Source organism: Streptomyces sp. NPDC050433 (assembly GCF_044458565.1).
Classification (GTDB): Bacteria; Actinomycetota; Actinomycetes; order Streptomycetales; family Streptomycetaceae; genus Streptomyces.
In genome coordinates, this window is sequence record NZ_JBITIB010000028.1 from 95837 (window position 1) to 120086 (window position 24250).

At 72.0% G+C, this 24250-nt stretch carries 20 protein-coding genes and 1 pseudogene; 12 read left to right on the forward strand and 9 right to left on the reverse strand.

The window, feature by feature from the left end:
* Positions 1 to 18: 18 nt before the first annotated feature.
* Together ACIBLA_RS29195 and ACIBLA_RS29200 are read right to left on the reverse strand one after the other, a co-directional pair.
* On the reverse strand, positions 19 to 2700 hold the full coding sequence (locus tag ACIBLA_RS29195; RefSeq protein WP_399200350.1) for a glycoside hydrolase family 97 catalytic domain-containing protein: 2682 nt from the start codon (positions 2698 to 2700) through the stop codon (positions 19 to 21).
* 233 nt (positions 2701 to 2933) lie between these two features.
* Entirely contained in the window at positions 2934 to 3944 is a 1011-nt protein-coding gene (locus ACIBLA_RS29200) for a Ku protein (protein ID WP_363241267.1), read from the reverse strand.
* A gap of 40 nt (positions 3945 to 3984) precedes the next feature.
* On the opposite strand from ACIBLA_RS29200, the gene ligD reads away from it, so the two are divergent.
* From ligD to ACIBLA_RS29235, 7 genes and pseudogenes are all read left to right on the forward strand, one after another.
* A complete protein-coding gene (gene ligD / locus ACIBLA_RS29205) occupies positions 3985 to 4869 on the forward strand; it encodes a non-homologous end-joining DNA ligase (protein ID WP_363241266.1) in 885 nt (294 codons plus the stop codon).
* Positions 4870 to 4941: 72 nt separating this feature from the next.
* A complete protein-coding gene (locus ACIBLA_RS29210) occupies positions 4942 to 5298 on the forward strand; it encodes a zinc-ribbon domain-containing protein (protein WP_399200351.1) in 357 nt (118 codons plus the stop codon).
* A 103-nt stretch (positions 5299 to 5401) separates the two neighbouring features.
* Positions 5402 to 6817 carry an FtsW/RodA/SpoVE family cell cycle protein gene (locus tag ACIBLA_RS29215; protein WP_363241264.1) on the forward strand — a complete coding sequence of 472 codons (1416 nt, stop codon included), beginning with the start codon at positions 5402 to 5404 and terminating at the stop codon, positions 6815 to 6817.
* A complete protein-coding gene (locus tag ACIBLA_RS29220) occupies positions 6814 to 8271 on the forward strand; it encodes a penicillin-binding transpeptidase domain-containing protein (RefSeq protein WP_363241263.1) in 1458 nt (485 codons plus the stop codon). Before ACIBLA_RS29215 ends, ACIBLA_RS29220 begins: the two co-directional genes overlap by 4 nt.
* 46 nt (positions 8272 to 8317) lie before the next feature.
* Positions 8318 to 9388: an amidase family protein gene (locus ACIBLA_RS29225; protein WP_399200362.1), complete on the forward strand. Its 1071-nt coding sequence runs from the start codon at positions 8318 to 8320 to the stop codon at positions 9386 to 9388.
* A complete protein-coding gene (locus ACIBLA_RS29230) occupies positions 9385 to 9879 on the forward strand; it encodes a DUF3291 domain-containing protein (RefSeq protein ID WP_399200352.1) in 495 nt (164 codons plus the stop codon). The genes ACIBLA_RS29225 and ACIBLA_RS29230 overlap by 4 nt, the downstream gene beginning before the upstream one ends.
* Before the next feature lie 39 nt (positions 9880 to 9918).
* A pseudogene (locus tag ACIBLA_RS29235) lies at positions 9919 to 10173 on the forward strand (diiron oxygenase); the annotation flags it as partial.
* 19 nt (positions 10174 to 10192) lie between these two features.
* Here the strand turns inward: ACIBLA_RS29235 and ACIBLA_RS29240 are convergent.
* Positions 10193 to 10687, reverse strand: coding sequence for a hypothetical protein (locus ACIBLA_RS29240; RefSeq protein WP_363241261.1), 495 nt, complete (start codon positions 10685 to 10687; stop codon positions 10193 to 10195).
* 256 nt (positions 10688 to 10943) lie between these two features.
* On the opposite strand from ACIBLA_RS29240, the gene ACIBLA_RS29245 reads away from it, so the two are divergent.
* The 3 genes from ACIBLA_RS29245 to ACIBLA_RS29255 all read left to right on the forward strand — a co-directional run bounded on the left by ACIBLA_RS29245 (position 10944) and on the right by ACIBLA_RS29255 (position 15452).
* Positions 10944 to 11216 (forward strand): hypothetical protein, encoded by a 273-nt coding sequence (locus ACIBLA_RS29245; protein ID WP_363241260.1) that lies wholly within the window; start codon positions 10944 to 10946, stop codon positions 11214 to 11216.
* A 241-nt stretch (positions 11217 to 11457) separates the two neighbouring features.
* On the forward strand, positions 11458 to 14085 hold the full coding sequence (locus ACIBLA_RS29250) for a PQQ-binding-like beta-propeller repeat protein (protein WP_399200363.1): 2628 nt from the start codon (positions 11458 to 11460) through the stop codon (positions 14083 to 14085).
* A gap of 182 nt (positions 14086 to 14267) precedes the next feature.
* Positions 14268 to 15452 (forward strand): NlpC/P60 family protein, encoded by a 1185-nt coding sequence (locus ACIBLA_RS29255; protein ID WP_399200353.1) that lies wholly within the window; start codon positions 14268 to 14270, stop codon positions 15450 to 15452.
* Between the two features lie 21 nt (positions 15453 to 15473).
* Here the strand turns inward: ACIBLA_RS29255 and ACIBLA_RS29260 are convergent, their stop codons facing one another.
* The 5 genes from ACIBLA_RS29260 to ACIBLA_RS29280 are packed head-to-tail and all read right to left on the reverse strand — an operon-like array spanning position 15474 to position 21138.
* Positions 15474 to 16718, reverse strand: a complete 1245-nt coding sequence (locus ACIBLA_RS29260) for a styrene monooxygenase/indole monooxygenase family protein (RefSeq protein WP_399200354.1) — start codon at positions 16716 to 16718, stop codon at positions 15474 to 15476.
* A gap of 38 nt (positions 16719 to 16756) precedes the next feature.
* Positions 16757 to 17392: a GTP-binding protein gene (locus ACIBLA_RS29265; protein ID WP_399200355.1), complete on the reverse strand. Its 636-nt coding sequence runs from the start codon at positions 17390 to 17392 to the stop codon at positions 16757 to 16759.
* The gene (locus ACIBLA_RS29270; RefSeq protein ID WP_399200356.1) at positions 17373 to 17831 is read right to left on the reverse strand and encodes a DUF742 domain-containing protein; all 459 of its coding nucleotides are present in this window, start codon (positions 17829 to 17831) and stop codon (positions 17373 to 17375) included. Before ACIBLA_RS29270 ends, ACIBLA_RS29265 begins: the two co-directional genes overlap by 20 nt.
* Positions 17828 to 18310: a roadblock/LC7 domain-containing protein gene (locus ACIBLA_RS29275; protein ID WP_363241255.1), complete on the reverse strand. Its 483-nt coding sequence runs from the start codon at positions 18308 to 18310 to the stop codon at positions 17828 to 17830. The genes ACIBLA_RS29270 and ACIBLA_RS29275 overlap by 4 nt, the downstream gene beginning before the upstream one ends.
* Positions 18307 to 21138: a nitrate- and nitrite sensing domain-containing protein gene (locus ACIBLA_RS29280; protein ID WP_399200364.1), complete on the reverse strand. Its 2832-nt coding sequence runs from the start codon at positions 21136 to 21138 to the stop codon at positions 18307 to 18309. The genes ACIBLA_RS29275 and ACIBLA_RS29280 overlap by 4 nt, the downstream gene beginning before the upstream one ends.
* Before the next feature lie 478 nt (positions 21139 to 21616).
* On the opposite strand from ACIBLA_RS29280, the gene ACIBLA_RS29285 reads away from it, so the two are divergent.
* Complete coding sequence (locus ACIBLA_RS29285) at positions 21617 to 22399, forward strand: protein phosphatase 2C domain-containing protein (protein WP_399200357.1); 783 nt, start codon at positions 21617 to 21619, stop codon at positions 22397 to 22399.
* 52 nt (positions 22400 to 22451) lie between these two features.
* On the opposite strand, the gene ACIBLA_RS29290 is transcribed toward ACIBLA_RS29285, so the two are convergent.
* On the reverse strand, positions 22452 to 22946 hold the full coding sequence (locus ACIBLA_RS29290; protein ID WP_399200358.1) for a MarR family winged helix-turn-helix transcriptional regulator: 495 nt from the start codon (positions 22944 to 22946) through the stop codon (positions 22452 to 22454).
* Positions 22947 to 23175: 229 nt separating this feature from the next.
* On the opposite strand from ACIBLA_RS29290, the gene ACIBLA_RS29295 reads away from it, so the two are divergent.
* Complete coding sequence (locus tag ACIBLA_RS29295; RefSeq protein ID WP_363241252.1) at positions 23176 to 24021, forward strand: lysozyme; 846 nt, start codon at positions 23176 to 23178, stop codon at positions 24019 to 24021.
* The last annotated feature ends 229 nt before the right edge of the window (positions 24022 to 24250 follow it).

Here is a 24250-nt window from a genome sequence, read left to right on the forward strand (position 1 = left end):
GCACCGGTCACGGCACGGCTACGCGGTCTCCCGCAGTCGCGCGTCCGCCCAGTCGGCGTGGTCCGAGTCGATGCCGTCGCCGCCGTCCGTGACGCGCAGCGTCAGCTGCCGTACGCCGCTGACGTCGACGTCGAACGCGTGCGCCGCGTCCGTCGGGCCCAGTACGCCGCTGCGTGCCAGCACCTCGCCGTCGCCGATCACCTCGAAGAGCACCGAGCCCTTGTCCGGCTTCTCCTCGTCGATCCCGGCCAGGGCCGCGAAGCGGTCGTACGCGCCGTTCAGGTCCACGGTCACCTCGGACCGCGCGTGCACCCCGAGCCCCTTGTCGTACGTCGTGTCGCCGAGCCGCAGCGGGCCGCCGTCGCCCGCGCCGTTCTCGCCGTTGGAGGTGTCGCGTTCGACCGGGCCCCAGCCGTTCTCCTCGGCGGCGAACGGCAACGAGCTGACGTACACGACGCCTTCGCGCGCCACGAAGACACGTACCGTGCGCTCCACCGTCAGCGGCGGCGCGCCGCGCCGGGCCTCCGGGTCGCGGTAGGTCACCGTGACGGGGATCTCCGTCGCCCCGTACGCGGGGTCGGCGGGGACCGTGACCCGCCAGGACGCCTTCAGTTCGGCGCCGTCGGCCAGTTCGTCCGCCGTCGCGCCCTCGCCGTCGACCGTCCAGCCCTCGGGGGTTCGGGCGGCGAGTGTCACGTCCTCGGCGGGGCCCGCCTCGTCCAGCACGAAGCTCGCGTCGACGTCCAGCGTCGTGCCCGGCCGGGCGTCGGCCCTCGCCGGGGTGACGGACAGCGTGCCGACCGGTACGGCGTCCACCGGCCGGTCGCAACTCTCGCGGCCCGGCACCGCGCGGCAGATCTGCGCGACGAAGCCGCCGTCCGCCAACACGGGTACCGTGATCGTGTCTTGACGGTCCATCACCTGACTCTGCCGGACCAGCCCGGCCGCCCCGTCCCGTACGACGTCGACCCGCCACGAGCCGGATCCCAGGAACGTCAGCGGCACCTGTTCCGTACCGCCGTCGCCCGCCCTGACGGAGCCGAGGAACCACCGGTCGCCGTTCCTGCGCGCGAAGGTCGCCCCCTCACCGGGCGTGCCCGCGACGAGCCGGCTCTCGTCCCAGACGGTCGGGACCTGTTCGAGGAACCGGGCCACTTCGGGCCGGGAGCGGTACGCCTCCACGCTGCCCGCGTAGTTCTGGAACCCGGACTCGTACACGACGGACAGCGCCAGCTCGGCGGCCTCCGTGTTGTTGCGCTGCCCGAACTGGAAGCCCATGGGGGTGAAGTCCATGGAGCCCACCACATTGCGGGTGTAGGGCAGCGTCGCCATGTCGTCGGCCTGGACGTCGCCCTGCTCGGCGCCGTGCACGCCCTCCATCGTCATGACGTGCGGCCAGGTGCGCTGGATGCCGTGCGGGAGCGTCGAGCCGTGGAAGTTGACCATCAGCTCGCGCTCGGCGGTCGCCTCCAGGATCTCGTCGTACCACTCCATGCGTTCGCGGGAGTCGGAGTCCATGAAGTCGATCTTCAGCCCGGCGGCGCCCCACTTCTTGACCTTGTCCAGTTGGGCCGTGCGCTCGGCGGCCGTGTCGAGATCGGTCCAGTGCATCCACAACAGGACGCCCACGCCGCGCCGTTGCGCGTACTCCATGAGCTGCGGCATCCAGTCGGTGGTGTTCCAGCCGTCGTCGACCAGGGAGTACTCCCAGCCGTGCGCCCCCGCGTAGTCCACGAACCGCTGCTGGGTCTCCAGGCTGCGCTGCGCCGCCCCGAATCCGGCGAGCCAGGACCACGCGACGGTGCCGGGGCGGATCCAGGAGGGGTCCGCGACGCGGGAGGGCGGGGCCAGGTCGTCCACGAGCGTGGACTCGGTCACGGTCGCCAGGTCGCCCGCGATCACGGTCCGCCAGGGGGTCGCGAGCGGCCCGTCGGCGGGTACGGGCACGGCGGGGTCGGCCAGCGTCACGTCGTAGCGTCCGCTGCCCGCCGTGTGCGTGAGACGGCTCGCGGGGTAGCGGCCGTCGACGTCCGCCTCGGAGAGCAGTACGTGGTCGTCGCCCACCTGGAAGAGCGCGGGGTACGCGTACTGGCCGCTCGGAGCACCCGCGGCGGTCGAACCGTCGTACGGCTGCTCGTAGTTGACCGAGTAGTCGCTGAGCCGGGCGGGCGCGTCGCCGGGCAGCACGAAGCCGGACGCCTCGCGCAGCACGGCGCCGTCGCCGCCGCCCGGGAGCACGTAGCGGTACGCGACTCCGTCGTCGGCCGCGCGTACGACCAGGTCGACCCGTGCGCCGCCCGCGCCCTCCAGGGTGAAGCGCGACTCCGCCATGTCGACGGTGCGCCGGCGCTCCTTGCCGACGACGGTGGTGTACCGCTCCGCGACACGGCGGTCCTCACGGTCCACCAGCCGCAGCCCGCGCGTCAGGTCGGCGTCCTCGGTGACGATGCCGACGGGTGAGGGTTCCACGAGGGTGCGGCTGCCGTCGCGTACGGCGAAGGTGACGGAGCCGTCGGCCGGGTCGAGCCGTACGGTGGCGGTCGGCCCGCCACGGGACACGGTCCAGTCGGAGCCGCCGGGCCGGGGGCCGCTCGCGTCGCCCTCGGCCGCCGCCGGGGTCCCCAGGCAGAGCACCCCCGCCAGCGCGGTCGCACAGGCAGCACGCCATCGATTCGCTGATCTCGGTCTGCTGTTCGTCATCGCATGTCCCTCTCACTCGGAGCCGGGCTCAACGGGCAAACACGGGGCGCGAGTTGGTGAGGACAGGGCTGAGCCTGAAGGGGCGCCCGCGCCCCGGATTGTCCACCGGAATTCCCCGGAACCGCCAGGGTCTGTCGCACAGAATCCAACAGAATCCATAGCGCGGATACGATGCGCGGCATCGGCACGTCTCAGGACGCCGCCGGCCGTCATGGCGAGTCTTCAAACGGGCCCTAGGACGCGGTGCGCTTGCGCGCCGGAGCCTTTTTCGCCGTTGTCTTCTTGGCCGCCGTCTTCTTGGCGGCGGTCTTCTTCGCCGCGGTCTTGCTCGCCGTCGTCTTCTTCGCGGCGGCCGTTTTCTCCGTGCCCTTCGCGGCGGTCTTCTTCGCCGTGGACTTCTTGGCGGCCGGCTTCTTGCGGGTCGGCAGTCGCGTCACCTCGGCGTGCTCCGCCTCGCCCTCGCCCCGCGACTCCTTCGCCGCCCGCACGCTGCTCTCCAGCGCCGCCATCAGGTCCAGGACCTTGCCCCCGCGCCGCTCCCCCGCCCCCTCGGGCACCTTCAGTTCGCCGCCGGCCGCCTTGGAGGCGATCAGCTCCTCGACGGCTTCCCGGTAGTCGTCGTGCAGCGACTCCAGTTCGACCTCGCCGAGCGTGTCCATCAGGGCGTCGGCCAGGTCCAGTTCGGCGTCCCGGATGCTGACCTCGGTCTCCGGTGCCACCCCCTCCGGCTGGCGGATCTCGTCCGGCCAGAGCAGGCTGTGCAGGGCGATGACGTCGCCGAGCACCCGCACCATGCCCAGTCGCTCGCGCCCCCGGAGGGCGAATTTAGCGATCGCGACCTTCTCGCTCCGCTTCAGTGCCTCACGCAGCAGCGTGTAGGGCTTGGCTGCGGGCACGCCGTTCGCCGCGATGTAGTACGCCGAGCCCACCTGGAGCGGGTCGATCGAGGACTCGGGCACGAACCCCACGATCTCGATCGTCTTCGCCGTCGGCAGCGGGAGCTGGGCCAGATCGTCGTCCGTGATCGGGATCATCGAGCCGTCGGCGTCCTCGTACGCCTTGCCGATCTCGGCGGAGGTGACCTCCTCCTCGTCCAGCTCGCAGACCTTCCGGTAACGAATTCGGCCGCCGTCCGCCAAATGGATCTGCCGGAAGGAGATCGAGCGGCTCTCGGTGGCGTTCACGAGCTTGATCGGGATGCTGACCAGACCGAAGGAGATTGCGCCGTTCCAAATGGATCGCACGGTTAATCCCTTACATCCGAATTCGTGGGATTCTCATCGTATGACGCCAATCGCGGAGGTGGAGGGGCGAAGGATCGCCCTGAGCAATCTGGAGAAGGTCCTCTACCCGGCCACCGGCACCACCAAGGGCGAGCTGCTGCACTACTGCGCCACGTCCGCCGGCGCCCTGCTGGCCCATCTGGCGGGCCGCCCCGTCTCCTTCCTCCGCTACCCGGACGGCCCCGCCGGCCAGCGCTTCTTCACCAAGAATCCGCCGCCGGGCACACCCTCCTGGGTGCGTACGGCGAGGGTGCCGCGCTCGGCGGACCAGATCGCCGAGCAGGTGCTGGTGGAGGACCTCGCGACGCTGATGTGGGCGGCCAACCTGGTCGTGGAGTTCCACACCCCGCAGTGGCAGGTCGACAGCCCGGCCCGCGCCGACCGCATCGTCTTCGACCTGGACCCCGGTGAGCCCGCGACCGTGGTGGAGTGCTGCGAGGCGGCGCTCTGGCTGCGCGAACGGCTGGCGGCCGACGGGCTGAACGCGTACGCCAAGACGTCCGGCTCGAAGGGCCTGCATCTGCTCGTACCGCTGGAGCCGACACCGTCGCCCGAGGTCTCCGCGTACGCCAAGTCGCTCGCCGTCGAGGCCCAGGCGGAGCTGCCCCGTCTCGTGGTCCACCGGATGGCCCGCAAGCTGCGCCCCGGCAAGGTCTTCGTCGACCACAGCCAGAACTCGGCGGCGAAGACGACGGCGGCGCCGTACACGGTGCGCGCGCGCACGGAACCGACCGTCTCCACCCCGGTGTCCTGGGAAGAGGTGGAGAACTGCGCGGAGCCGGAGGAACTGGTCTTCCGCGTCGGCGACATCGCGGGGCGGCTGGAACGGTACGGGGATCTCCTCGGCCCGCTCATCAATCTCAACCGGGCGGGACGCCTGCCCTGACAGCCGCCGCCACCGGCAGGCACCATGGAGACACGCCAGTCATGAGCGTCATGAGCAGACAAGGAACCACGCATGATCATCTTCGGCACCAAGGGTTACATCTACCAGCTGGCGATACTGACGCTCGTGTGCGGCCAGTGCGGCAATCCGTCGGCCCACACGCTGCGCAAGCGCGTCTCCAAGTTCACGCTGTTCTTCGTGCCGCTGTTCCCGTACTCGACGAAGCACTACACGCAGTGCACGTTCTGCGGCGTGGAGCACCAGGTGCCGAACGAGCAGGCGGAGCAGCTGCTCGCGCAGAGCGCGACGCAGGCCCAGCAGGGGGTCGGCCAGCAGCACGGCGCCAACCCGTTCGCGCAGGGCGGTCAGGGCGGCCAGCCGGGCGGCGGGAACCCGTTCAGCCAGGGCGGCAATCCGTACCAGCACTGACGAGGCGGGGACGCCCCGCTGGCGCTGAACCGAGCTGTCTCGACATGCCTTATGTCTTTACATAAGCGGACATAAAGCATGTCGGGTTGCTACGTTGCGCTCCATGACCGCAACGACGGCGGACTCTCCCCCGCCCGAACTACGCCTCCGCAAGCGGCGCGGGGCCGAGCTCTCGCTCCTCGTGTGCGCCGTCCTGATCTCCGTCTTCGGTTACGTCGCCGTCGGCCTCGCCCGCGACGACGCCGCCCCGCCCGACGCGCTCGCCCGCAGCGCCGGGCTGGGTCTGCTCGCCCTCGTCGCGCATCTCGCGGTCCGCTTCCGCGCCCCGTACGCGGACCCGCTGCTGCTCCCGATCGCGGTCCTGCTCAACGGCATCGGGCTGGTGCTCCTCCACCGTCTTGACCTGTCGACGCCCGGCGAGCGGGACGCGCCCGCGCAGCTCATCTGGTCCACCCTCGGGGTCGCGCTGTTCATCGCCGTCGTCGTGCTCCTGCGCGACCACCGGGTGCTCCAGCGGTACGCGTATCTGTCGGTGGTCGCCGCGCTGCTGCTGATGACCGTGCCGATCTTCTTCCCCGCCGTGAACGGCGCCCGGATCTGGATCCGGATCGATGAACTCTCCTTCCAGCCGGGCGAGTTCGCGAAGATCCTGCTCGCCGTCTTCTTCGCTGCCTACCTCGCGGCCAACCACAGCGCCCTCGCGTACACCGGCCGCCGGATCTGGCGGCTCCAGCTGCCCACCGGCCGGGCTCTGGGCCCCATCGTCGCGATCTGGCTGCTCAGCGTCCTCGTGCTGGTCCTGGAACGCGACCTCGGCACCTCGCTGCTCTTCTTCGGACTCTTCGTGATCCTGCTGTACGTGGCGACCGGCCGCACCGGCTGGATCGCCGTCGGGCTGCTGCTGGCCGGGGTCGGCGCGTTCGCCGTCGGCTGGCTCGAACCGCATGTGCACAGCCGGGTCGAGGACTGGCTCGACCCGTTCGCCTCCATCGACGCCGGCCGCGGCCCCGGCCAACTCGCCCAGTCCCTCTTCGCGTTCGCGGCAGGCGGCATGTTCGGTACGGGGCTGGGGCTCGGCAGGTCCGCCCTCATCGGCTTCGCCGCCAAGTCCGACTTCATCCTGGCCACGGCGGGTGAGGAGCTGGGCCTGATCGGGCTCACGGCGGTCTTCATGCTGTACGCGCTGCTCGTCGCCCGCGGCTATCGCACAGGGCTGGCTCTGCGCGACCCGTTCGGGCGGCTGCTCGCGGTCGGTCTGGCGTCGATCGTGGCGCTTCAGGTGTTCGTGATCGCGGGCGGGGTGACGGGGCTGATCCCGCTCACCGGCATGGCGATGCCGTTCCTGGCGCAGGGCGGTTCGTCGGTCGTCACGAACTGGGTCATGGTGGCGCTGCTGATCCGGCTCAGCGACTCGGCGCGCAGGCCGCGTCCGGAGACGGTGGAGACGGGCGTGATCGCGCCGGCCGTGGCGGCGGTGCCACCGCCGGAGGCGGGGGCGACGACGGGTGGCGAGCGATGATCAGCCATATCCGTCTCGCCGCCACGTTCTGCCTGCTGCTGCTCGTCGCCCTGCTCGTCAACTCCGCCCGGATCCAGGTCATCCAGGCCGACTCCCTCGACAACAACCCCGCCAACCGCCGTAAGACCATTGACCGTTACGAGCAGCCGCGCGGCCAGATCCTCGTCGACGGCAGGCCCGTCACCGGATCCAAGGACACCGGCCAGCAGCTGCGCTACGAACGCACCTACAGCCAGGGCCCGTTGTACGCACCGGTGACCGGGTACTCCTCCCAGACGTACGGCACCACACTCCTGGAGAACGCCGAGGACGGCATCCTGTCCGGCACCGACCCGGTGCTGGCCCCGCTGCCGTTCTGGAACGACATCACCCGTGCCCACCAGCCCGGCGGCAAGGTCGTCACGACCATCAAGTCGGCGTTGCAGCGGGCCGCTTACACCGGACTCGACGGCAGGCGCGGCGCGGTCGCCGCGATCGAGCCGACGTCGGGCCGGATCCTCGCACTGGTCAGCAGCCCGTCGTACGACCCCGGAGCGCTGTCGGGCAACGGGGGCGACGTGGAAGACGCGTGGCGGAGCTACAACGGCACGGACACCCAGCCGATGCTCAACCGGGCCATCCGGCAGACGTATCCGCCCGGTTCGGCCTTCAAGATCGTGACGGCGGCCGCCGCGCTGGACGCGAGGGTGGTCGATGACGTCGACGAGCCGACGGGCGTCCCCGAGCCGTACGTCCTGCCGGGCACGCGCACCACGCTCCCGAACGACGCGCGCGGCTGCGACCAGGAGTCGCTGGCGTACGCCATCAAGTGGTCCTGCAACTCGGTGATGGCCGGTCTGGGCGTGCGGGTCGGGCTTGAGGGGATGGTGGACGCGGTGGGCCGATTCGGCTTCAACGACCGGCGGTTGAGGATCCCGTCCGGTGTCGCGGTGTCCAACTTCGACCGGAGGATGAGCGACGACCAGCTCGCGCTCTCCTCGATCGGCCAGTTCGACACGACGGCCACTCCGCTCCAGATGGCGATGGTCTCGGCGGCCGTCGCGAACGGCGGGGATCTCAAGTACCCGTATCTGGTGGAGCGGAGGCTCGCCGCCGACGGTGATGTCGTCTCCCGCACCGGTGGGCACTCGTACCAGCGCGCGATGAGCCCGTCGACCGCCTACCGTTTGCGGCAGTTGATGGCGGAGGTGGTGGACACCGGTACGGGCAGGGGCGCCGGGATCGACGGTGCGACGGTCGGCGGCAAGACGGGGACGGCGCAGCACGGGGTGGGCAACTCCGGTACGCCGTATGCCTGGTTCATCTCCTGGGCGCAGGCCAAGGGCGCGGGGCGGCCGGCGGTGGCGGTGGCCGTGGTGGTGGAGGACGCGGAGGCGGTGCGGGACGACATCAGCGGGGGCGGGGACGCGGCGCCGATCGCACGGGCGGTGATGGAGGCGGCGCTGCGGGAGTAGGCAGCCGGAGAAAGGCATCGGAGTGACAGTGGGAACGTGGTGGTCGGTGGGCGAGGCGCTGGAGCGGATCGACCGCCTCGACCCGGAGTTGTGCGCGTTCATCGAGGTGTGGCACACACGGGCGCGGGCGCGGTCACGCGCGGTGGACGGTCGGCTGCCCCTGGCGGGGCTGCCGTTCGCGGTGAAGGGACCGACGGGCATCCGCTCGTACGCGGCGCGGCGGCTGATCGCGGCGGGGGCGGTGCCGGTCGGCTCGACGGCGGTGCCGGGGCCGGGGACGTACTGGCAGACCTGGGGCCGGGGTGCCCACGGCCGTACGGTCAATCCCTACCGCGCCGACCGCACGCCCGGTGGTTCGTCGGCGGGCTCGGCGGTGGCGGTCGCGGCCGGCATGGTGCCGCTGGCGACGGGCAGCGACGGGGCGGGGTCGGTGCGGATCCCGGCGGCGTGGTGCGGAGTGTTCGGCCTGAAGACGACGAACGGGCTGCTGCCCTCGCCGGACCGCACGGGGCTGGCGACGGCGGGGGTGCTCACGCGCCGGGTGGCGGAGGCGGAGGCCTATCTGCGGTGCGTGCTGGACGGGCACGAGGAGGTGGCCGGTGCGCGGGTGCCGGTGGCCGCCACGTACTCGCCGGATCTCGGTTTCGCGCGGACCGATCCGGCGGTGGAGGCGGTGGTGCGGGCGGCGGTGGACCGGCTGGCGGCGGCCGGGGTCGTACGGCTCGACGGGGCCGCCGACGCGCGTCTCTCGCTGCTCGACCCGTGCGAGGCGTGGCTGGCGGTACGGGGCGGGGACCGGCCCGCCGAAGCGGCGGCGAGTGTGCGGGCGGAGAACGACCGGCGGCTCGACGCGTATTTCGCGCGTACGCCGCTGCTGCTCACCCCGGTGACGCCGAACCGCCCGCACGGTCACGAGGGTCCGGGACCCGACGTCTACTCGACGGCGCTGACCTGGGCGTTCAACCTGAGCGGCCATCCGGCGGCGAGCCTGCCCGCGGGGTTCACGCCGGACGGCTGCCCGGTGGGACTGCAACTGGTGGCGGGGCGCGGGGCGGACGTCTCGCTCCTCGGAATCGCGCGTGCCGCGGAGGAGGCCCTGCCTATCGTGTGCCCATGACGACACCCTCGCCCGCACCCGGCCCCATCGGGGGCATCGGCCCCGGTCACGAACTCGCCCAGGTGAACATCGCCCGCCTCAAACACCCCTTGGACTCGGTCGAGTTGAAGGACTTCGTGGACGCGCTGGATCCGGTGAACGCGGTGGCGGACGCGTCCGACGGTTTCGTCTGGCGGCTCCAGAGCGACGCGGGCAACGCCACGGACGTCCCGGTCTTCGGCGACGAGTGGCTGATCATGAATCTGACGGTGTGGCGGGACGTGGACGCGCTGACGGCTTTCATGTACCAAGGTCGGCACCGCGAGTTGCTGGCTCGCCGCTTCGACTGGTTCGAGCGTGTGGAGGAGGCGATGACGGCGCTGTGGTGGGTGGAGGCGGGCGTCCGGCCGACGCCGCGCGACGCGGAACTGCGGCTGCTGCGCCTGCGGGAGCACGGCCCGACGGCGCCCGCGTTCACCCTGCGGCAGACCTTCGCGCCGGGCTCGGACTAGGCGAGGTTCACACGCTGTTGGACGTCGGGTCAGCAAGTGCGCTGGGAGAGGGAGTTGACCCGCCTCACCGCAGGTGAGGCGGCACGCGTCTTCTCGGTCTGCTTCGTGAACCCGCAGGTGTACGACAACGTGGGCCTGAACCGCCGCGAAGCCCTCACCCAGGTCCGCGCGAGCGGGCACCGTCGAGAGGTGATGCGGTCGGGCGCCAAGCGCCTGACTGACTTCCTGGACGACATCGGGGTGCTGCGGGGGACGGGACGGGGGCTCTGGAAGGCGTCGGGGCTGCTGGCCTGAGGGGACCCGGTACCCGGCGTCAGTTCTTCACCCTGCGGCGCACCGCGAACGTGCCCCCGGCCGCAGCCAGCGTCACCAGCACCGCTCCGGTCGCGACCTTCGTCGCGTCCATGTCCGTGATGCTGCCGCCCAGCCCGCCCTGGGCGCCTCCCGACGGAGTCGTCGAGCCGACCGTGAAGGTGAAGGTGGACGGGCTGCCGTTCGGGCAGGAGATGTTGATCCTGTGGGAGCCCGCACGGGCGTCGCGGCGGATGGTGGCCGTGCCCCGGAAGGTGTCGTCCGTCGAGCCTTCGGTCAGCGTGACCGAGCCCGTGAAGGCACCGGACGAGGCGGATACCGTGCTGGCTTCGCAGCCGCCGTTGAGCGTGATCGTGACCGGGGAGCCGGGCCGCGCCGGGCTCGGGCTGACCGTGAGGGTCGGCTGGGCGGCGGCATGGGCCGTCGTCGCACCCGCGCCCAGGGCCAGGGCCAGGGAGGACAGGGCGGCGGTTGCGAGGATGCGAGCAGCGCGCATGATGGGGATCTCCGCTTCTTGGCGCGGTGCGGGCGTCTGCCGCCCGCTCGGGGACCGAGCCGTGGCCTTCATAAAAGGCAGACGCACCGTCAAGCGGCGCGCCGAGAGTTGACACCGGCTTCCGTCGAACGGCTCAGCGCCGAGCGCTAAACCGCTGGTGGCGGGGGTGGGGCGGGGGCGGAGCGGCGGAGTGGGTCCGTACGCCGCGGGGGTGACCCGCGTCCGCGCCGGCGGGGCGCTGCGCGACACTGGCGGCGTGAGAAGCGAAGAGACCGTCTTTGTCGGCGGGCCGCTCGACGGTCGCGTACTGCCCGTGCTGACCGGCCCGACCGGGCAGCCGCCGAAGTGGTACGAGGTCCCCGTGCCGGACGCCGCCGGCGGGCCGCCCACCGTGTTCGCGTACCGGCGCGCGCCCGCCGGGTACACCAAGCGGCTCGGGCTGCAGCGCGGCTGGAAGTACGAGTACGTCCCCGAGGGCCGCGAGCGACGGACGCTCAAGTGGCCCTGGTCCAAACCCGACCGGGGCTGACCGGGCGCCGCCGGAGACGTCCCCATCGCGAACTCCCTGGCCACACACGGTCACATATGGTGCGGCGGGCGGGATTTGTCGGGCACCATCTAGGAGGTGTCTCAGGGATCGGGCCGACCGGCGGCAACGCGGCGAGCGCGTGTGCCGGGCCCGCGAGCCCGGCGGGATCCCGACGACACGATCTAGGATCGACCGGGCCGGAGACGACTTCCCGGCAGAGCCACCAGGGGGCATACGCGTGATGGAACCGCTGCGGCACGACGACCCACGGCTCGTCGGCCCTTACACCGTGCTGGCGCGGTACCGGGAGTCTGCGAGCGCCGTGCAGTATCTGGCGTACGGCGTGAACGGCGCCACCGCCGTCGTGTCCGTCGCCCGCCCCGCCCTCGCCGCGCTGCCCGCCTTCCAGCGGCGCTTCCGGGCCGAGGCGCGGACCGCCGGGCAGCTGGCCGGTGGCTGGGTGCAGCCGCTGCTCGACTCCCGTACGGACGTGTCCGAGGAGGACACGCTCCGGACGCTCTGGACCGCGAGCGCCTACGTCCCCGCGCTCACCCTCGGCGAGGCCATCGCCGTCGCCGGTCCGCTGCCCGCGCGCGCCGTGCGCATCCTGGGCGCGGCGCTCGCCGGGACGCTGGCGCGGGTCCACGCCACCGGGGCCGTCCTGCACGGGCTCGCTCCCGACACCGTGGCCCTCGCCGCCGACGGGCCGCGCCTCACCGCCTTCGGGGCGCTGGGCGCGGCGGCGTCGGCCGAGGCCGCGGAGGGCGGGCGGCTGTCCGTACGGCTCGGGTATCTCACCCCGGAGCAGCTCGACGGCGAGATGCCGGGGCCGCCGTCCGACATCTTCGTGCTGGGGCTGCTGCTCGCGTACGCGGCCACCGGTACGACGCCGCTCGCCGAAGGGCCGCCCGACGCGGCGGCCGAGCGCATCGCGCACGGGACGGCCGAACTCGACGGTGTGCCGGAGGAGTTGCGCCCGATCGTCGCGCGCTGCCTGGCGAAGGACGCGGGCGGGCGGCCGACGGCCGGGGACGTGGCGGCGGAGCTGGCCTGGGAGCGCGCGTCGGACGGGGCGACCGCCGCCGTGCCCGACGGCTGGCTGCCCGACGCCCTGGCGGCCTCGATCGCCGAACAGGCCGCCCGAGTTGACGCCCTCCACGCTCCGCGTGAGGGGGCGGCGGAGGAGCCGCAGGACGCCGTTCCCGGCCCCGCTCCCGAGTCCGCTCCCGAGTCCGCTCCCGACACCCGTACCACTCGTATCGGCCGGCCACGGACCGCGTCCGGCGGTGAGAGCGGTGTCGTCGACCGGCCGACCGCCGCCCTGTCGCTGCCCCGCGCCCGGCCCGAGCCGACGGCTCTCCCCCTGCCCCCGGCCACCGCCCCGGTGCCGCAGCAGGCCCAGCCCCTCCCGCCGGGAGGGACGGCGCCGCCCGCGCTACCGGGACCGCCCGGACCGCCCGCCCCGGCGCCCGCGCAGGCCGCCCCCACCGGCGCCGGCTCCGGCCGGTTCGCCGCGCTCCGGCGACCCCTCCGGCAGCCTCACGGGCAGCCCCTCGGGCGGCGTGCGCTCATCACCGCGATCGTCGCCGGCGCCGCCGGTCTGGTGGTCGGCGGCGGGGGCGTACTCGCGCTGGCCGACGACGAGCCGTCCGACGACACCGACAGCAAGCCGGGCAACGACGCCCCCAAGGGCCTGACCGGACTGCCGCCCGAGGCCCTGTGGGCGTACGAGCACAAGGTGGCCGACGACGAGGTCCTGAACGCCGCCGTCATCGGCGGCCGGACCCTCGTCCTGACAGCGGAGTCGGGCGCCACCGGCGTGGACGTACGCACCGGCAAGCGGCTCTGGCGAAACGCCGAGGCCGCCGCCCTCCACCAGCCGCTGCCCGCCCCGGGCGGACTCACGTTCGTCGCCGGTACGACGGGGCTGCTCTGGATCTCGACCGCGTCCGGCGAGGTCAGGCACCGGGTGGAGTACGCGGACGGCATCGCGGAAGCGCCCGGCCTGACGGTCGGCGGGGTCGCCGGGAGCGGTGACGGCCAGGTCTGGTTCACCGGATCGCACACGACCGGCACGGGAAAGGCGGCAACGGTCCGCACCTTCCTCTTCGCCTTCGATCTGACGACCCGTAAGGAGCTGTGGCGCTCCGCGATCTCCAACGGCCGCGCGCCGTTGACCCCCGCGTACCAGCTGATCGCCGTACGGGAGGCGGACATCGTGGTGCGCCAGGACGCCAAGTCGCTGTCGCCCGCGCAGGTGAAGGCGGGCAAGGGCAAGTCGGTCTACCACTGCTTCGGCCGTGTCGACGGCAGGCGGACCTGGTCGAAGTCGTTCGGCGCGGTGCCGCCCACCGGTGGCTCGGTCGGCGACGCGAAGGGCCGGCTGTTCGCCGCGGCGGAGAACCAGTTGTACGCGTACGACACCGCCGACGCCAAGCAGCTGTGGCGCAGGTCGGGCGCGGCCGGGGTGCCGGACGAGAACTCGTACGCCTACGGCACCGGGACACTCGCCGGCTCCACGCTCTACATCGCCAACCGCTTCCAGGAGGTGCACGCGGTGGACCCCGAGTCCGGCGTGCAGCGCTGGAAGGGTACGACCGAGGGCCCGGCCTGGGCCGGGGTCCCCCGGATCACGATCAGCACGAGCGGCCGGACGGTGCTGTCGGCGGACGGGCTCCAGGTGACGGCGTTCGGGGCGAGGGACGGCAAGCGGCTCTGGAAGTTCCAGAACGCCGGCGGGCCCGCGCCCTCCCCCTCCGCCTCCGCCGACGGGGCGGCCGTGCCCACACCCGCGTATCAGCCGCTGATCGCCGGGAGGACCGTGGTGATCCGGCGCGCGGGCACCTTCTACGCTCTGCCGGTCGACTGAGCACCCGCCGACGCACCGCACCCGGCAAGCCACCACGCCGGGCGCCGTCACATCGGCCCGGCCGGGGTGACGGCGTGCCGCCAAGTCGCCCAATTGTGCGGTAAGCACACGAGCGCCGGACATTCGACGCCGCATCATCACCTTGGGGTCGGACAGCCCGTCCCGCGACCGGAGGTGATGGCATGTCAGGCAGACTTCTGCGGTCGGTCTGTACGGCGGCACTCGCCGTCCTGGTGGCCGTACCGTGCGCGGCGCCGGCCGGTGCCGAACCCACCCCTCGCGAGGACGGCAGGACGCGCGGCGTCTCCGACCTGCTCACCGAGATGCGGACGTTGTACCAGCGGGCCGAGGAGGCCACCGAGGCCTACAACGCCACCGAGGTCAAGCTCACCGATCAGCAGGCCAAGGCGAAGAGAGTCGGCGCTGGTCTGACCGACGCCCGCAAGGCGCTGGTCCGCAGCCGCGCCCAGGCCGGCCGGCTGGCCCGTCAGCAGTACCAGGGCACCTCCGAACTCTCCGCCTACGTCCAGTTGTTGCTCTCCGACGACCCGCAACACGCCCTGGATCAGAAACATCTGATGGACCGTGCGCAGAGCGACCGGCTGTCGACCGTCGCACGGCTCACCAACGGCGAGAGGCGCGCCGACGCCCTCGCCGCCCAGTCCCAGAAGGCGCTCGCCGAGCAGAGGGCGCTCGCCGCGAAGCAGAAAAAGCAGCGCGACACGGTCCGGACGAAGCTGACGGACGTCGAGAAGATGCTCGCCTCGCTCAGTACCGAGCAGATCGCGGCGATCGCCGAGCGCGAGGACGCCGACACGGCCAACGCCCAGAAGAAGCTGATCACCTCCGGCGCGCTCGGCGAGGCCGCCGACGGGACGACGGGCCTCGGCAGCAGCCTCCGGGCGCCGTCGGCGAAGGGCGGCGAGGCGCTGGCGTACGCCGTCGAGCAGATCGGCAAGCCGTATCGGTGGGGCGCGGAGGGGCCGGAGTCGTACGACTGCTCGGGGCTGACCTCGCGGGCGTGGACGCGCGCCGGGGTGAGCGTGCCCCGTACCAGCCAGGAGCAGTGGGCCGAGCTGCCGAGGGTGAAGCTGAGCGAGCTGCGCCCCGGTGACCTGGTGGTGTACTTCCCGAAGGCCACCCATGTGGCGATGTATCTCGGCGACGGGCAGGTGGTCCACGCACCCCGTCCGGGGGCGCGGGTGAAGGTCTCCCCCCTCGCGTCGAATCCGCTGCTCGGCGCCGTGCGGCCCGATCCTGACTCCGAGCCGCTCGACGTGGAGTCGTACGTGCCGCCGCGGCTGCCGCCGGGGGCCACCGACGGCGCCGACACCGGCTACAACGCGCAGACCGGACAGGGGGATTGACGCCTCCTGCGGCCACGGCGGTCAGCGGGGCGCGCCCTCGGCGACGGCCGCGAGATACGCCCGCGTCTTGTGCTGGTCGTAGAAGAAGTCCTCGAAGTCCGACGGGTCGTCGAAGCCGTTCGCGAACCGGTCGGCGACCGGCTGGAGTCGGCCCCCGGCGCCGAACATGTCCATCACGTGCTCCGGCGGCGGGGCGAGCATCGCGTTCGTCCACCTGGTGGTGTGCCGCGCGCTCTCCCAGTGCCGGTCGAACGTCGCCCGCATCCACGCCTCGTCGAACTCCCGGTCGCCGTGCGACAGGATCGAGTCCAGATACGAAGCGGCGCACTTGGAGGCCGAGTTGGAGCCCTGGCCGGTGATGGGGTCGTTCGCCACGACGACGTCGGCGACACCGAGGACGAGTCCGCCGCCCGGCAGCCGTCCGACCGGGTGGCGGACGGTGGGCGTGTAGCGGCCGACCAGTGTGGCGTTCGCGTCGGTCAGCTCGACCTTCATGGCGCGGGCGTACTCCCAGGGCGTGTAGCGCTCCATCAGCTCCAGCGTCAGCGAGAGATGGTCGGCCGGTTCCCTGACGCCCTGGAAGACGTCGAGCGGCCCGCCCGGCACGCCCTCCCAGAAGAGGATGTCCGCGCGGCCGGTGACGGTCAGCGTCGGCATCACGAAGAACTCGCCCACGCCGGGCACCAGGTTGCAGCGGACGGCGTCGAAATCGGGGTGCTCGGGGCGCGGGCCCAGCCCGTGGACGTACACGACGGAGAGCGCCCGCTGCGGCGCGACGTACGGCGAGCGGGTCGCGTCCCTGCCGAACATCGCGACCAGTTCGCCCTTGCCGGCCGAGACGAGGACGAGGTCGTACGCGCGCGAGAAGTAGTCGAGGTCGGACACGGCTGCACCGTGGATGACGAGTTGACCGCCCCGCTGGGCGAACGTCTCCATCCAGCCCGCCATCTTGACCCGCTGGTCCACGGACTGGGCGATGCCGTCCAGTCTGCCCACCCAGTCGACGGCGCGGGAGGAGTCGGGCGCGGCGACGGAGACGCCAAGGCCCTCGACGCGCGGGGCCTGGGACTCCCAGAAGTTGAGCTGGAGATCGCGCTCGTGCTGGAGCGCGGTGTGGAACATGCACTGGGTGGACATGACGCGGCCGGAGCGGATCTCGTCGGCCGTGCGGTTGGACAGCAGGGTGACCTCGTACCCGTACGACTGGAGTCCGAGGGCGAGCTGAAGACCGGACTGTCCGGCACCGACGACGAGTATCTTCCGCATGGCGGGTTCTCCGTTTGTTGCTGCCTGCTTGCCTGCTGTCAGGCTATGGGAGGCCGACCGGGTGCCGCTTCGAGGGCGTGGCCCACCAGGGCCAGCAGCGATTCGACAACGGTGATCCGGCTGCGCGCGTCCATGATCATCACGGGTATGTGGGGCGGTACGGTCAGCGCCTCCCGTATGTCCTGGACCTCGAACGACTCGGTGCCCTCGAAGTGGTTGACGGCCACGACGTACGGGACGCCGCAGCTCTCGAAGTAGTCGAGCGCCGGGAAGCAGTCGGGGAGCCGTCGGGTGTCGACCAGGACGACGGCGCCGATCGCGCCACGCACCAGGTCGTCCCACATGAACCAGAAGCGCTGCTGGCCGGGGGTGCCGAAGATGTACAGCACCAGATCGTCGTCGAGCGTCAGGCGGCCGAAGTCCATCACGACGGTGGTGCTGGTCTTCTCGGGGGTGGCCGCGAGATCGTCGGTGCCCTCGCTGGCCCACGTCATCACCGCCTCGGTGCGCAGCGGCCTGACCTCGGAGACCGATCCGACGAAGGTCGTCTTGCCGACCCCGAAGCCGCCCGCGACCACTATCTTGGTCGCTATGGGCGCCCTCGTGCGGTCCAACTGCCAGTCGCGCAGACCTTCTTCGGCGTCGTCCGACACCTCAGAGCCGGCGGAGTCCACCCAACACCCTCTCCAGCAGCGCGCGGTCCGGGTGGCCGCTGTCGTGGCCGGTCCCGTAGACGCGGATCTTCCCCTGGTCGGCCAGGTCGCTGAGCAGCACCCGGACGACTCCCAGCGGTATTTTGAGGAGCGCCGAGATCTCGGCGACGGTCCGCATCCGTCGGCACAGCTCGACGATGGCGCGCATCTCCGGCATGACGCGCGACGCGGCGCTGCCGCCGCCGCTCACCAGTTCCTTGCGCTCCTCGCCGGCTTCCAGCGCGGCGACGAACGTCTCGACCAGCAGCACATGGCCGAAGCGCGTCCTGCCGCCGGTCAGCGAGTACGGACGTACACGCGCGACGCGGCGGACGGGGCCGCGCGCGGGAAGGCCGTGGGCACGCGATCCGCCCCCGCCCGGCGTTCCACGGCCGGATCCGGTCGCGGAAGCCGGTGTCATCGGGCGCTCTCCATCGACTTGCGCAGCTCACTGCGGAGTTCGGGGGTCAGTACGTGTCCGGCCCGGCCGACGAACATCGCCATGTGGTACGCCACGACGTGCATGTCGCAGTCGGGGCCGGCGTGCAGACCGAGCAGTGAACCGTCGCTGATCGACATGACGAAGACACTGCCCTCCGCCATCGCGACCATCGTGTGCTTCACACCCCCACCGTCCATCAGTTCGGCCGCACCGAGGGTGAGGCTGCTGATGCCGGAGATGATGGTGGCGAGGTCGGCGCTGGAGCCGCGCGGGCTCTCGCCGCTTTCCGCGCTGTCCGCGGCGTCGTGCTGCGCCGGGTCCGAGGAGAGCAGCAGCAGTCCGTCGGACGAGACGACCGCGACGGAGCGTGCTCCTCGCACCTCCCCCACGAGATTCGTCAACAGCCAGTGGAGATTACGCGCTTCGCTACTGAGTCCGAATGTGCCGGTCGCCGTCAACTGCGTGCCTCCTCGACAGTCTCCCCCGTCTCGTCCGTCCGTGCGTCGGTCCCCTCCGCCGCGTCCCGCTGCCGCGGTACTGAACTGCTCTGCGCTGAACTGCTGTTCTGCTTCTGCACTTCGGTCTGCTCCAAGAGCTCGGCATCGGCGTCGCGTCTGCCGTCCTTGGCCCCTCGGTGAAAGCCACCGAGCCTGCGGCGCAACGCGTCCGCGTCGACGCTACCCGGCCGTTCGGGCGTCGTGGTGCCAGGCTTGACGACTTGGGGGGTGCGCTTGGGCAGTCCCTTGTCGGTGAAGGCCTCGGCGACGGGCTCCGGGGCTGGCTCCGTGGCAGGCTCCGTACCGCCCGTCTCGTCGGCGGCGTCCGCGACGTCGTCCGCGCTGCCGTCGGCGGCGGACGCGACGTCGTCCGTGGGGTCCGCGACGTCGTCCGTGTCGTCCGCGGCGCGCTCGTGCGCGTCCGGGCCGATGGCGTACGGGTCGTCGGCGGGCGCCCCGTCCTCGTCCGCCGCCACCGGGTCCCGCTCCGAACGGCCTTGCAGCACATTGGAGTTGGCCTCCGCCTCCGACCCCGGCAGATGAGGCGTCGGCGCCTCGCCCGCCACCGCCGTCGTCCGGAGCGGGGCCGCGAACGGCGGGACGGCCGGCAGCAGGGCCTGCGGCAGTACGACGACGGCGGCGAGCCCGCCGTGCTGGTGTTCGCGCAGCGTGACCTCGACGCCGTGGCGCGTGGCGAGCAGCGACACGACGCGCAGACCCAGCCCGTCCCCGTCGCTGTCCGTGCCGGTCTTCCCCTGCTTCACCGGCTTCCCGGACGTGTTCGGCTCCGGCTCGTACGCCTCCGGATCGGCGAGCCGCTCGTTGAGTTCCGCGATCCGCTCCTCCGGCACACCGATGCCCTTGTCCTGCACGGAGAGCATCACGTCACCGCTCTCCAGCAGCCAGCCGGACAGCTCGACCTGGGCGTCGGGCGGCGAGAACGACGTGGCGTTCTCCAGGAGTTCGGCGACGAGATGGCTGATGTCGTCCGCCGCGAAGCCGGCCAGCTGGGCGTGCGGCGGCAGCGACTGGATCGTGATCCGCTCGTACTTCTCGATCTCGCTGACGGCCGCGCGCAGGACGTCGACGAGCGGTACGGGGCCCGGGTAACTCCCCCCGTACTCGTGCCCGGCGAGCATCAGCAGGTTCTCGCTGTGCCGGCGCATGACCGTCGCCAGGTGGTCGATCTTGAAGAGGACGCCGAGCCGGTCGGGGTCCTGCTCGCGCTCCTCCAGGCTCTCGATGACGCCGAGTTGGCGCTCCACCAGGCCGAGCGTGCGCAGCGAGAGATTGACGAAGCCGTGGTGGACGGTGTGCCGCAGCGCCTCCAGCTGCGCGGTGATGTCGGCCGTCTGCTGCTGGAGTTCGGTGCGCCGGTCGGCCATGGCCTGCCGGGCGCCGATCAGTCCGGTGCGCTCGCTCTTGAGCTTCTCGGCGCGCGCGGACACCTCGACGAGCTTGCCGTGCAGGGTGTTGATCGACCGTACGACCTGGCCGAACTCGTCGTTGCGGCCGGTGAAGCGGACCGGTTCCCCGGTCGCGGGCTCGGAGGCGAGCCGGGCCGCGCCGATACGGACGACGGCGAGCGGCCGGGTGAGCGTACGCGCGACGGCGGTCGACACGCCGACGGCGACGATCAGCAGACCGCCGAGGAGCGCGATGCTCACCTCCAGCGAGGTGACTCCGTCGTCCCGCAGCTGCTCCAGCCGCTTGAGCTGGGCGGAGCCGATGCCGGACTCGAGGCCGCGCATCTGCTCGACACGGCTGGAGAGCGACGCCTCGACCTTCTCCCGGTCGGCGTCGCGGTCGCTGTCGGAGAGTTCGGGACTGTCGGCGAGGCGGGACAGGTACTTCTCCGCCGTGGTGACCTCGGGCCCCGTGACGGTCGTGGCGAGGGAGTCCCGCGCCTCGGCGCCCGCGGACTGGTCGAAGTCGGTGAGGGAGGCGAGTTCCTGGACGCGGGACTGCTGGGCGGCGGCGCTGAGCGCGTCGCGGGTGCGTTCGTTCTCGGCGGCGTCGCCGTTCGCGCCGTCCGTGGCCGGGAGGGGGAGGCCGGTGGCGGGGTCGTACCGCGGTGCGGTTTTCGCGGGCTCCGGAACGGCGAGCGCGGCCAGCAGCAGGCCGCGGGTGGCCGACGCCTGCTCGACGGCGCGGCCGAGCGCGGCGGGGGCGCGGGTGCCGTCGGCGGCGTCCGGGGGCGTCTTGTCGGCGACCTCGTCGCCGACGGCGTGCAGTTTGGCGATGACGTCCGTGTACGCGTGGTACGCCTCGAGGGCGGTGCCCTTGCCGGTGAGGGCCGTGCGGCGGATGGACGGGACGGTGGAGAGGTCCCTGCGCAGTCCGGGGGAGGCGGCGGGCTCGATCTCCTCGATCTGCCGGTCGACGCGGGTGGCGGGGGTACCGCCCTCGTCCTCGGACGCCTCGTCGCTCTCGGGCTCCTCGCGGCCCCGGGCGATGTGGACGACGACTTCGTCCCGCTCGTCGGCCAGGGAGTGGGCGAGGACTGCCGTCTGCCGGTTGAGCTCGGCGAGGGTGACCAGGCGCTGGGCGTCGGTCAGTTCTGCCGAGGCGCCCAGGACCGCGGGCATGCCCGCCGCCACGACGGTGGCGCCGACGACGGCGACCGCGACGACCAGCCGGCTGCGTACGCGTACGGGCTTCCCGGCGGGAGCCGCCGCCACATCGGCGGAATCGGCCGCGGGACGGGCCTTACCCGCCTTACGGGGCTCCGCCGAACTCTGGGACCCGCCGCGCGTGCCGCCCTTGCCCCGAGGCCGCTTCTTCTGCACCGGTGCTCGCATTCTCGACTCGTCCGCCCATGGAGCGGAGATGACGTCCGGTCACACCCGGATAACCCCTCCACCCCTGGCACGGCTTCCGACCATTCCAGCGTTTTTCGGAGGGGGCCCGTATCGGCCGCTCCGCCACCTGAACGAGTGAACATCAAGGAGGAGTTGACGAACAACTCGCGCGGGCGCACGTCACGGATGTGCGCGGTGGGGCGGTTGGAACTTGGGCGTGAGCTTTGGCAGGATGCCCGGCCGCACCCTCGCGGAACGGGTCATTCCCGCCATCCGGGGGCGCGGCGCCGACGCACCGCGAGCAGGAGGCTACGCCGAGTACGCCGCGGTGCGTGGAGGCGGGCCGACGGATGCGCGAAGGCGTACCGAAGCATGCCTGAGATATGGCCGAGGCGTGATCGAGGTGTGCGGGCACCGTGAAGGCACCGGACGGGAATCGGGCGGCCCCTCGGGCAGACTGGGCCTCATGCGCATCGACATCGCCACCGCCCCCGGCAGTCACCCCCGCCCGAACGAGGACTGGACCGCCGTTGCCGCGCCTTCCGCGGGCAGCGGCGGCACGCTCGTCGTGCTGGACGGTGTGACGCCTCCGCCGGACGGTGACGGTTGTGTGCACGGAGTGCCGTGGTTCGTCGCGCGACTGGGCGGGGCGCTGACCGAACTGTCCGCTTCACGGCGGGAGATGACCCTCACCGACGCCCTCGCGGAGTCGATCCGGCGGACCGCCGACGCCCACCGCTCCACGTGTGACCTTTCTCACCCGCGTACGCCCCAGGCGACCGTCGTCATGGTGCGGTGGGACGCGGACACGATCGAGCATCTCGTCCTCTCGGACTCCACCCTCCTGCTGGAGTCGCCGGACGGCGAGGTGCGGGCCGTCGTGGACGACCGGCTGGACCGGGTCCCGCGCGAGGTCCGCCGCCGGGCCTCCGCGACGGACGCGCTGCGCAACGCGGAGGGCGGCTTCTTCACGGCGGCCGTCGACCCTGACGTGGCGTCGAGGGCCGTGGCGGGGCGGACGCCCGCCTCGGAGGTACGGGCCGTCGTGGGCCTCACGGACGGCGCGGCGCGCTGGGTCGAGGTGTTCCGGGAGGGCGACTGGGCGGACTGCCTGACGCTCGTCAGGAAGAGCGGCCCGCAGGAACTGATCGACCGCGTAAGGGCGGCGGAGTCCGCGGACCCGGACGGGGTGGCCTTCCGCCGGGGCAAGGCGTACGACGACGCGACGGTCGTCTACGTGGAGCCGTAGGGGGCGTCGTGCCCGCGGCCCGGCCCCTCCCCGCAGGTGGCGGCGGGCTCGCTCAGCTCTCCGCGCGGGCGTTCAAGTGGTGCAGCAGCCGCGCCAGTTCGGCGACCTCCGACCGGTCCCAGTCCGCGAGCTTGCGCACGTACCGCTCGCGCCGTGCGTCCCGCACCATGCGGAAGCGCGCGACCCCTTCGCCGGTGAGCCGGACCAGCGAGGCGCGCCCGTCGGCGGGATCGGGCTCGCGTGTGACCAGTCCGAGTGCTTCCAGCGCGTGCAGCTGACGGCTCATCGTCGCCTTGCCGACGCCGAAATAGACGGCGAGATCGGTGGCCCGCTGCTGACCGGTCTCCTCCAGCCGTACGAGAAGCCCATAGGCGGCCGGCTCCAGTTCCGGGTGGACCTCGCGGGCCATTTCACCGGAATTGGCTCTGGCACGTCGCAGAAAGACGGCCAACTCGCGTTCCAGCGCCAGGAATTCGTGGTCCACGTCACTTTTCCCGGCCGGTTCGGGTTCGTTCGCCGTACCTTCTCCGTGCACGTCAGCACCCATAACACCCATCGCGCGCTTTCCCGTTCCTGAAAGTTTTGCGTCGCCGGGGCCTGTTGCCGCAGCTCGGTCATTATTTCGCAGGTTTATACCAACGGCAGCAGTCTGCTGCTCTTCCGTCACTCCGTTCCACCCGCGTAGCGTCGTTCACAGCGCGAGTGTTGGCATGTCCACACCACTACATGTCGACACGTCATGAGCTCCCCCCTCGAAAGTTCTCGGAGGCACGTACATGTCCGTGCACAGATCCAGAACCTCAGGTCGCTCCCGCCTCACCCTGGCCGGCGTCCTCCTCGCGGCTCTCGCTCTCCTCCTCACCCTGCCGGGCGCGGCAAGCGCCGACGGCACCCCCCGCACCTCGGACACCCCCCAGCGCGGCTCGGCCCACATGGGCATGGGCGTCATCGAGCACGACGGCCAGGGCGGCACCCCGCCCGCCGGAAACCGGGCCGTGCAGACCGAGGGCGTCGACGTCTCCAGCCACCAGGGGAACGTCAACTGGGGCTCCCTGTGGACCAGCGGCGTGAAGTGGGCGTACGTGAAGGCCACGGAAGGCAACTACTACAAGAACCCGTACTTCGCGCAGCAGTACAACGGCTCGTACAACATCGGCATGATCCGCGGCGCGTACCACTTCGCCACCCCCAACGACTCCAGCGGCGCCAACCAGGCCAACTACTTCGTCGACGGCGGCGGCGGCTGGTCGCGCGACGGCAAGACCCTGCCGGGTGTGCTGGACATCGAGTGGAATCCGTACGGCGCCGCCTGCTACGGCAAGACGCAGGCGCAGATGGTCGCCTGGATCCGCGACTTCCTGAACACGTACAAGGCGCGCACCAGCCGTGACGCCGTGATCTACACGGCCACCAGCTGGTGGACCCAGTGCACGGGCAACTACAGCGGCTTCGGCTCCACGAACCCGCTCTGGGTGGCCCGCTACAACACCACCGTGGGTGAACTCCCGGCCGGCTGGGGCTTCTACACGATGTGGCAGTACACCTCCACGGGGCCCATCGTGGGCGACCACAACAGGTTCAACGGCGCGCTCGACCGGGTCGTGGCTCTCGCCAACGGCTGAGCCCCGCGCCACGGCCTCGACCGCCATGGCCTCGACCGGAGACGGAGGGCCGGTCGAGGCCGGACACCCGGCGGATGAAGGCGTGTGAACGGGGTGGGGCCCCCCCCCCCCCGGGGGGGGGGGCCCCCCCCCGGCGCGGGCGGGGCCCCGGACGCCCCCCCCCGCCACGCCCCCCGCGCCGGCCCGGCCCGGGCCGCCCCCCCGAGCGCCCTCGACACGCCCAGGCGCC

What these genes read in the sequence shown, in the direction of transcription:
- ACIBLA_RS29195 (WP_399200350.1), bottom strand. Translation starts at nt 2,700, where the DNA reads ATGACGAACAGCAGACCGAGATCAGCGAATCGATGGCGTGCTGCCTGT.
- ligD (WP_363241266.1), top strand. Translation starts at nt 3,985, where the DNA reads ATGACGCCAATCGCGGAGGTGGAGGGGCGAAGGATCGCCCTGAGCAAT.
- ACIBLA_RS29210 (WP_399200351.1), top strand. Translation starts at nt 4,942, where the DNA reads ATGATCATCTTCGGCACCAAGGGTTACATCTACCAGCTGGCGATACTG.
- ACIBLA_RS29215 (WP_363241264.1), top strand. Translation starts at nt 5,402, where the DNA reads ATGACCGCAACGACGGCGGACTCTCCCCCGCCCGAACTACGCCTCCGC.
- ACIBLA_RS29220 (WP_363241263.1), top strand. Translation starts at nt 6,814, where the DNA reads ATGATCAGCCATATCCGTCTCGCCGCCACGTTCTGCCTGCTGCTGCTC.
- ACIBLA_RS29230 (WP_399200352.1), top strand. Translation starts at nt 9,385, where the DNA reads ATGACGACACCCTCGCCCGCACCCGGCCCCATCGGGGGCATCGGCCCC.
- ACIBLA_RS29240 (WP_363241261.1), bottom strand. Translation starts at nt 10,687, where the DNA reads ATGCGCGCTGCTCGCATCCTCGCAACCGCCGCCCTGTCCTCCCTGGCC.
- ACIBLA_RS29250 (WP_399200363.1), top strand. Translation starts at nt 11,458, where the DNA reads ATGGAACCGCTGCGGCACGACGACCCACGGCTCGTCGGCCCTTACACC.
- ACIBLA_RS29255 (WP_399200353.1), top strand. Translation starts at nt 14,268, where the DNA reads ATGTCAGGCAGACTTCTGCGGTCGGTCTGTACGGCGGCACTCGCCGTC.
- ACIBLA_RS29260 (WP_399200354.1), bottom strand. Translation starts at nt 16,718, where the DNA reads ATGCGGAAGATACTCGTCGTCGGTGCCGGACAGTCCGGTCTTCAGCTC.
- ACIBLA_RS29270 (WP_399200356.1), bottom strand. Translation starts at nt 17,831, where the DNA reads ATGACACCGGCTTCCGCGACCGGATCCGGCCGTGGAACGCCGGGCGGG.
- ACIBLA_RS29285 (WP_399200357.1), top strand. Translation starts at nt 21,617, where the DNA reads ATGCGCATCGACATCGCCACCGCCCCCGGCAGTCACCCCCGCCCGAAC.
- ACIBLA_RS29290 (WP_399200358.1), bottom strand. Translation starts at nt 22,946, where the DNA reads ATGGGTGCTGACGTGCACGGAGAAGGTACGGCGAACGAACCCGAACCG.
- ACIBLA_RS29295 (WP_363241252.1), top strand. Translation starts at nt 23,176, where the DNA reads ATGTCCGTGCACAGATCCAGAACCTCAGGTCGCTCCCGCCTCACCCTG.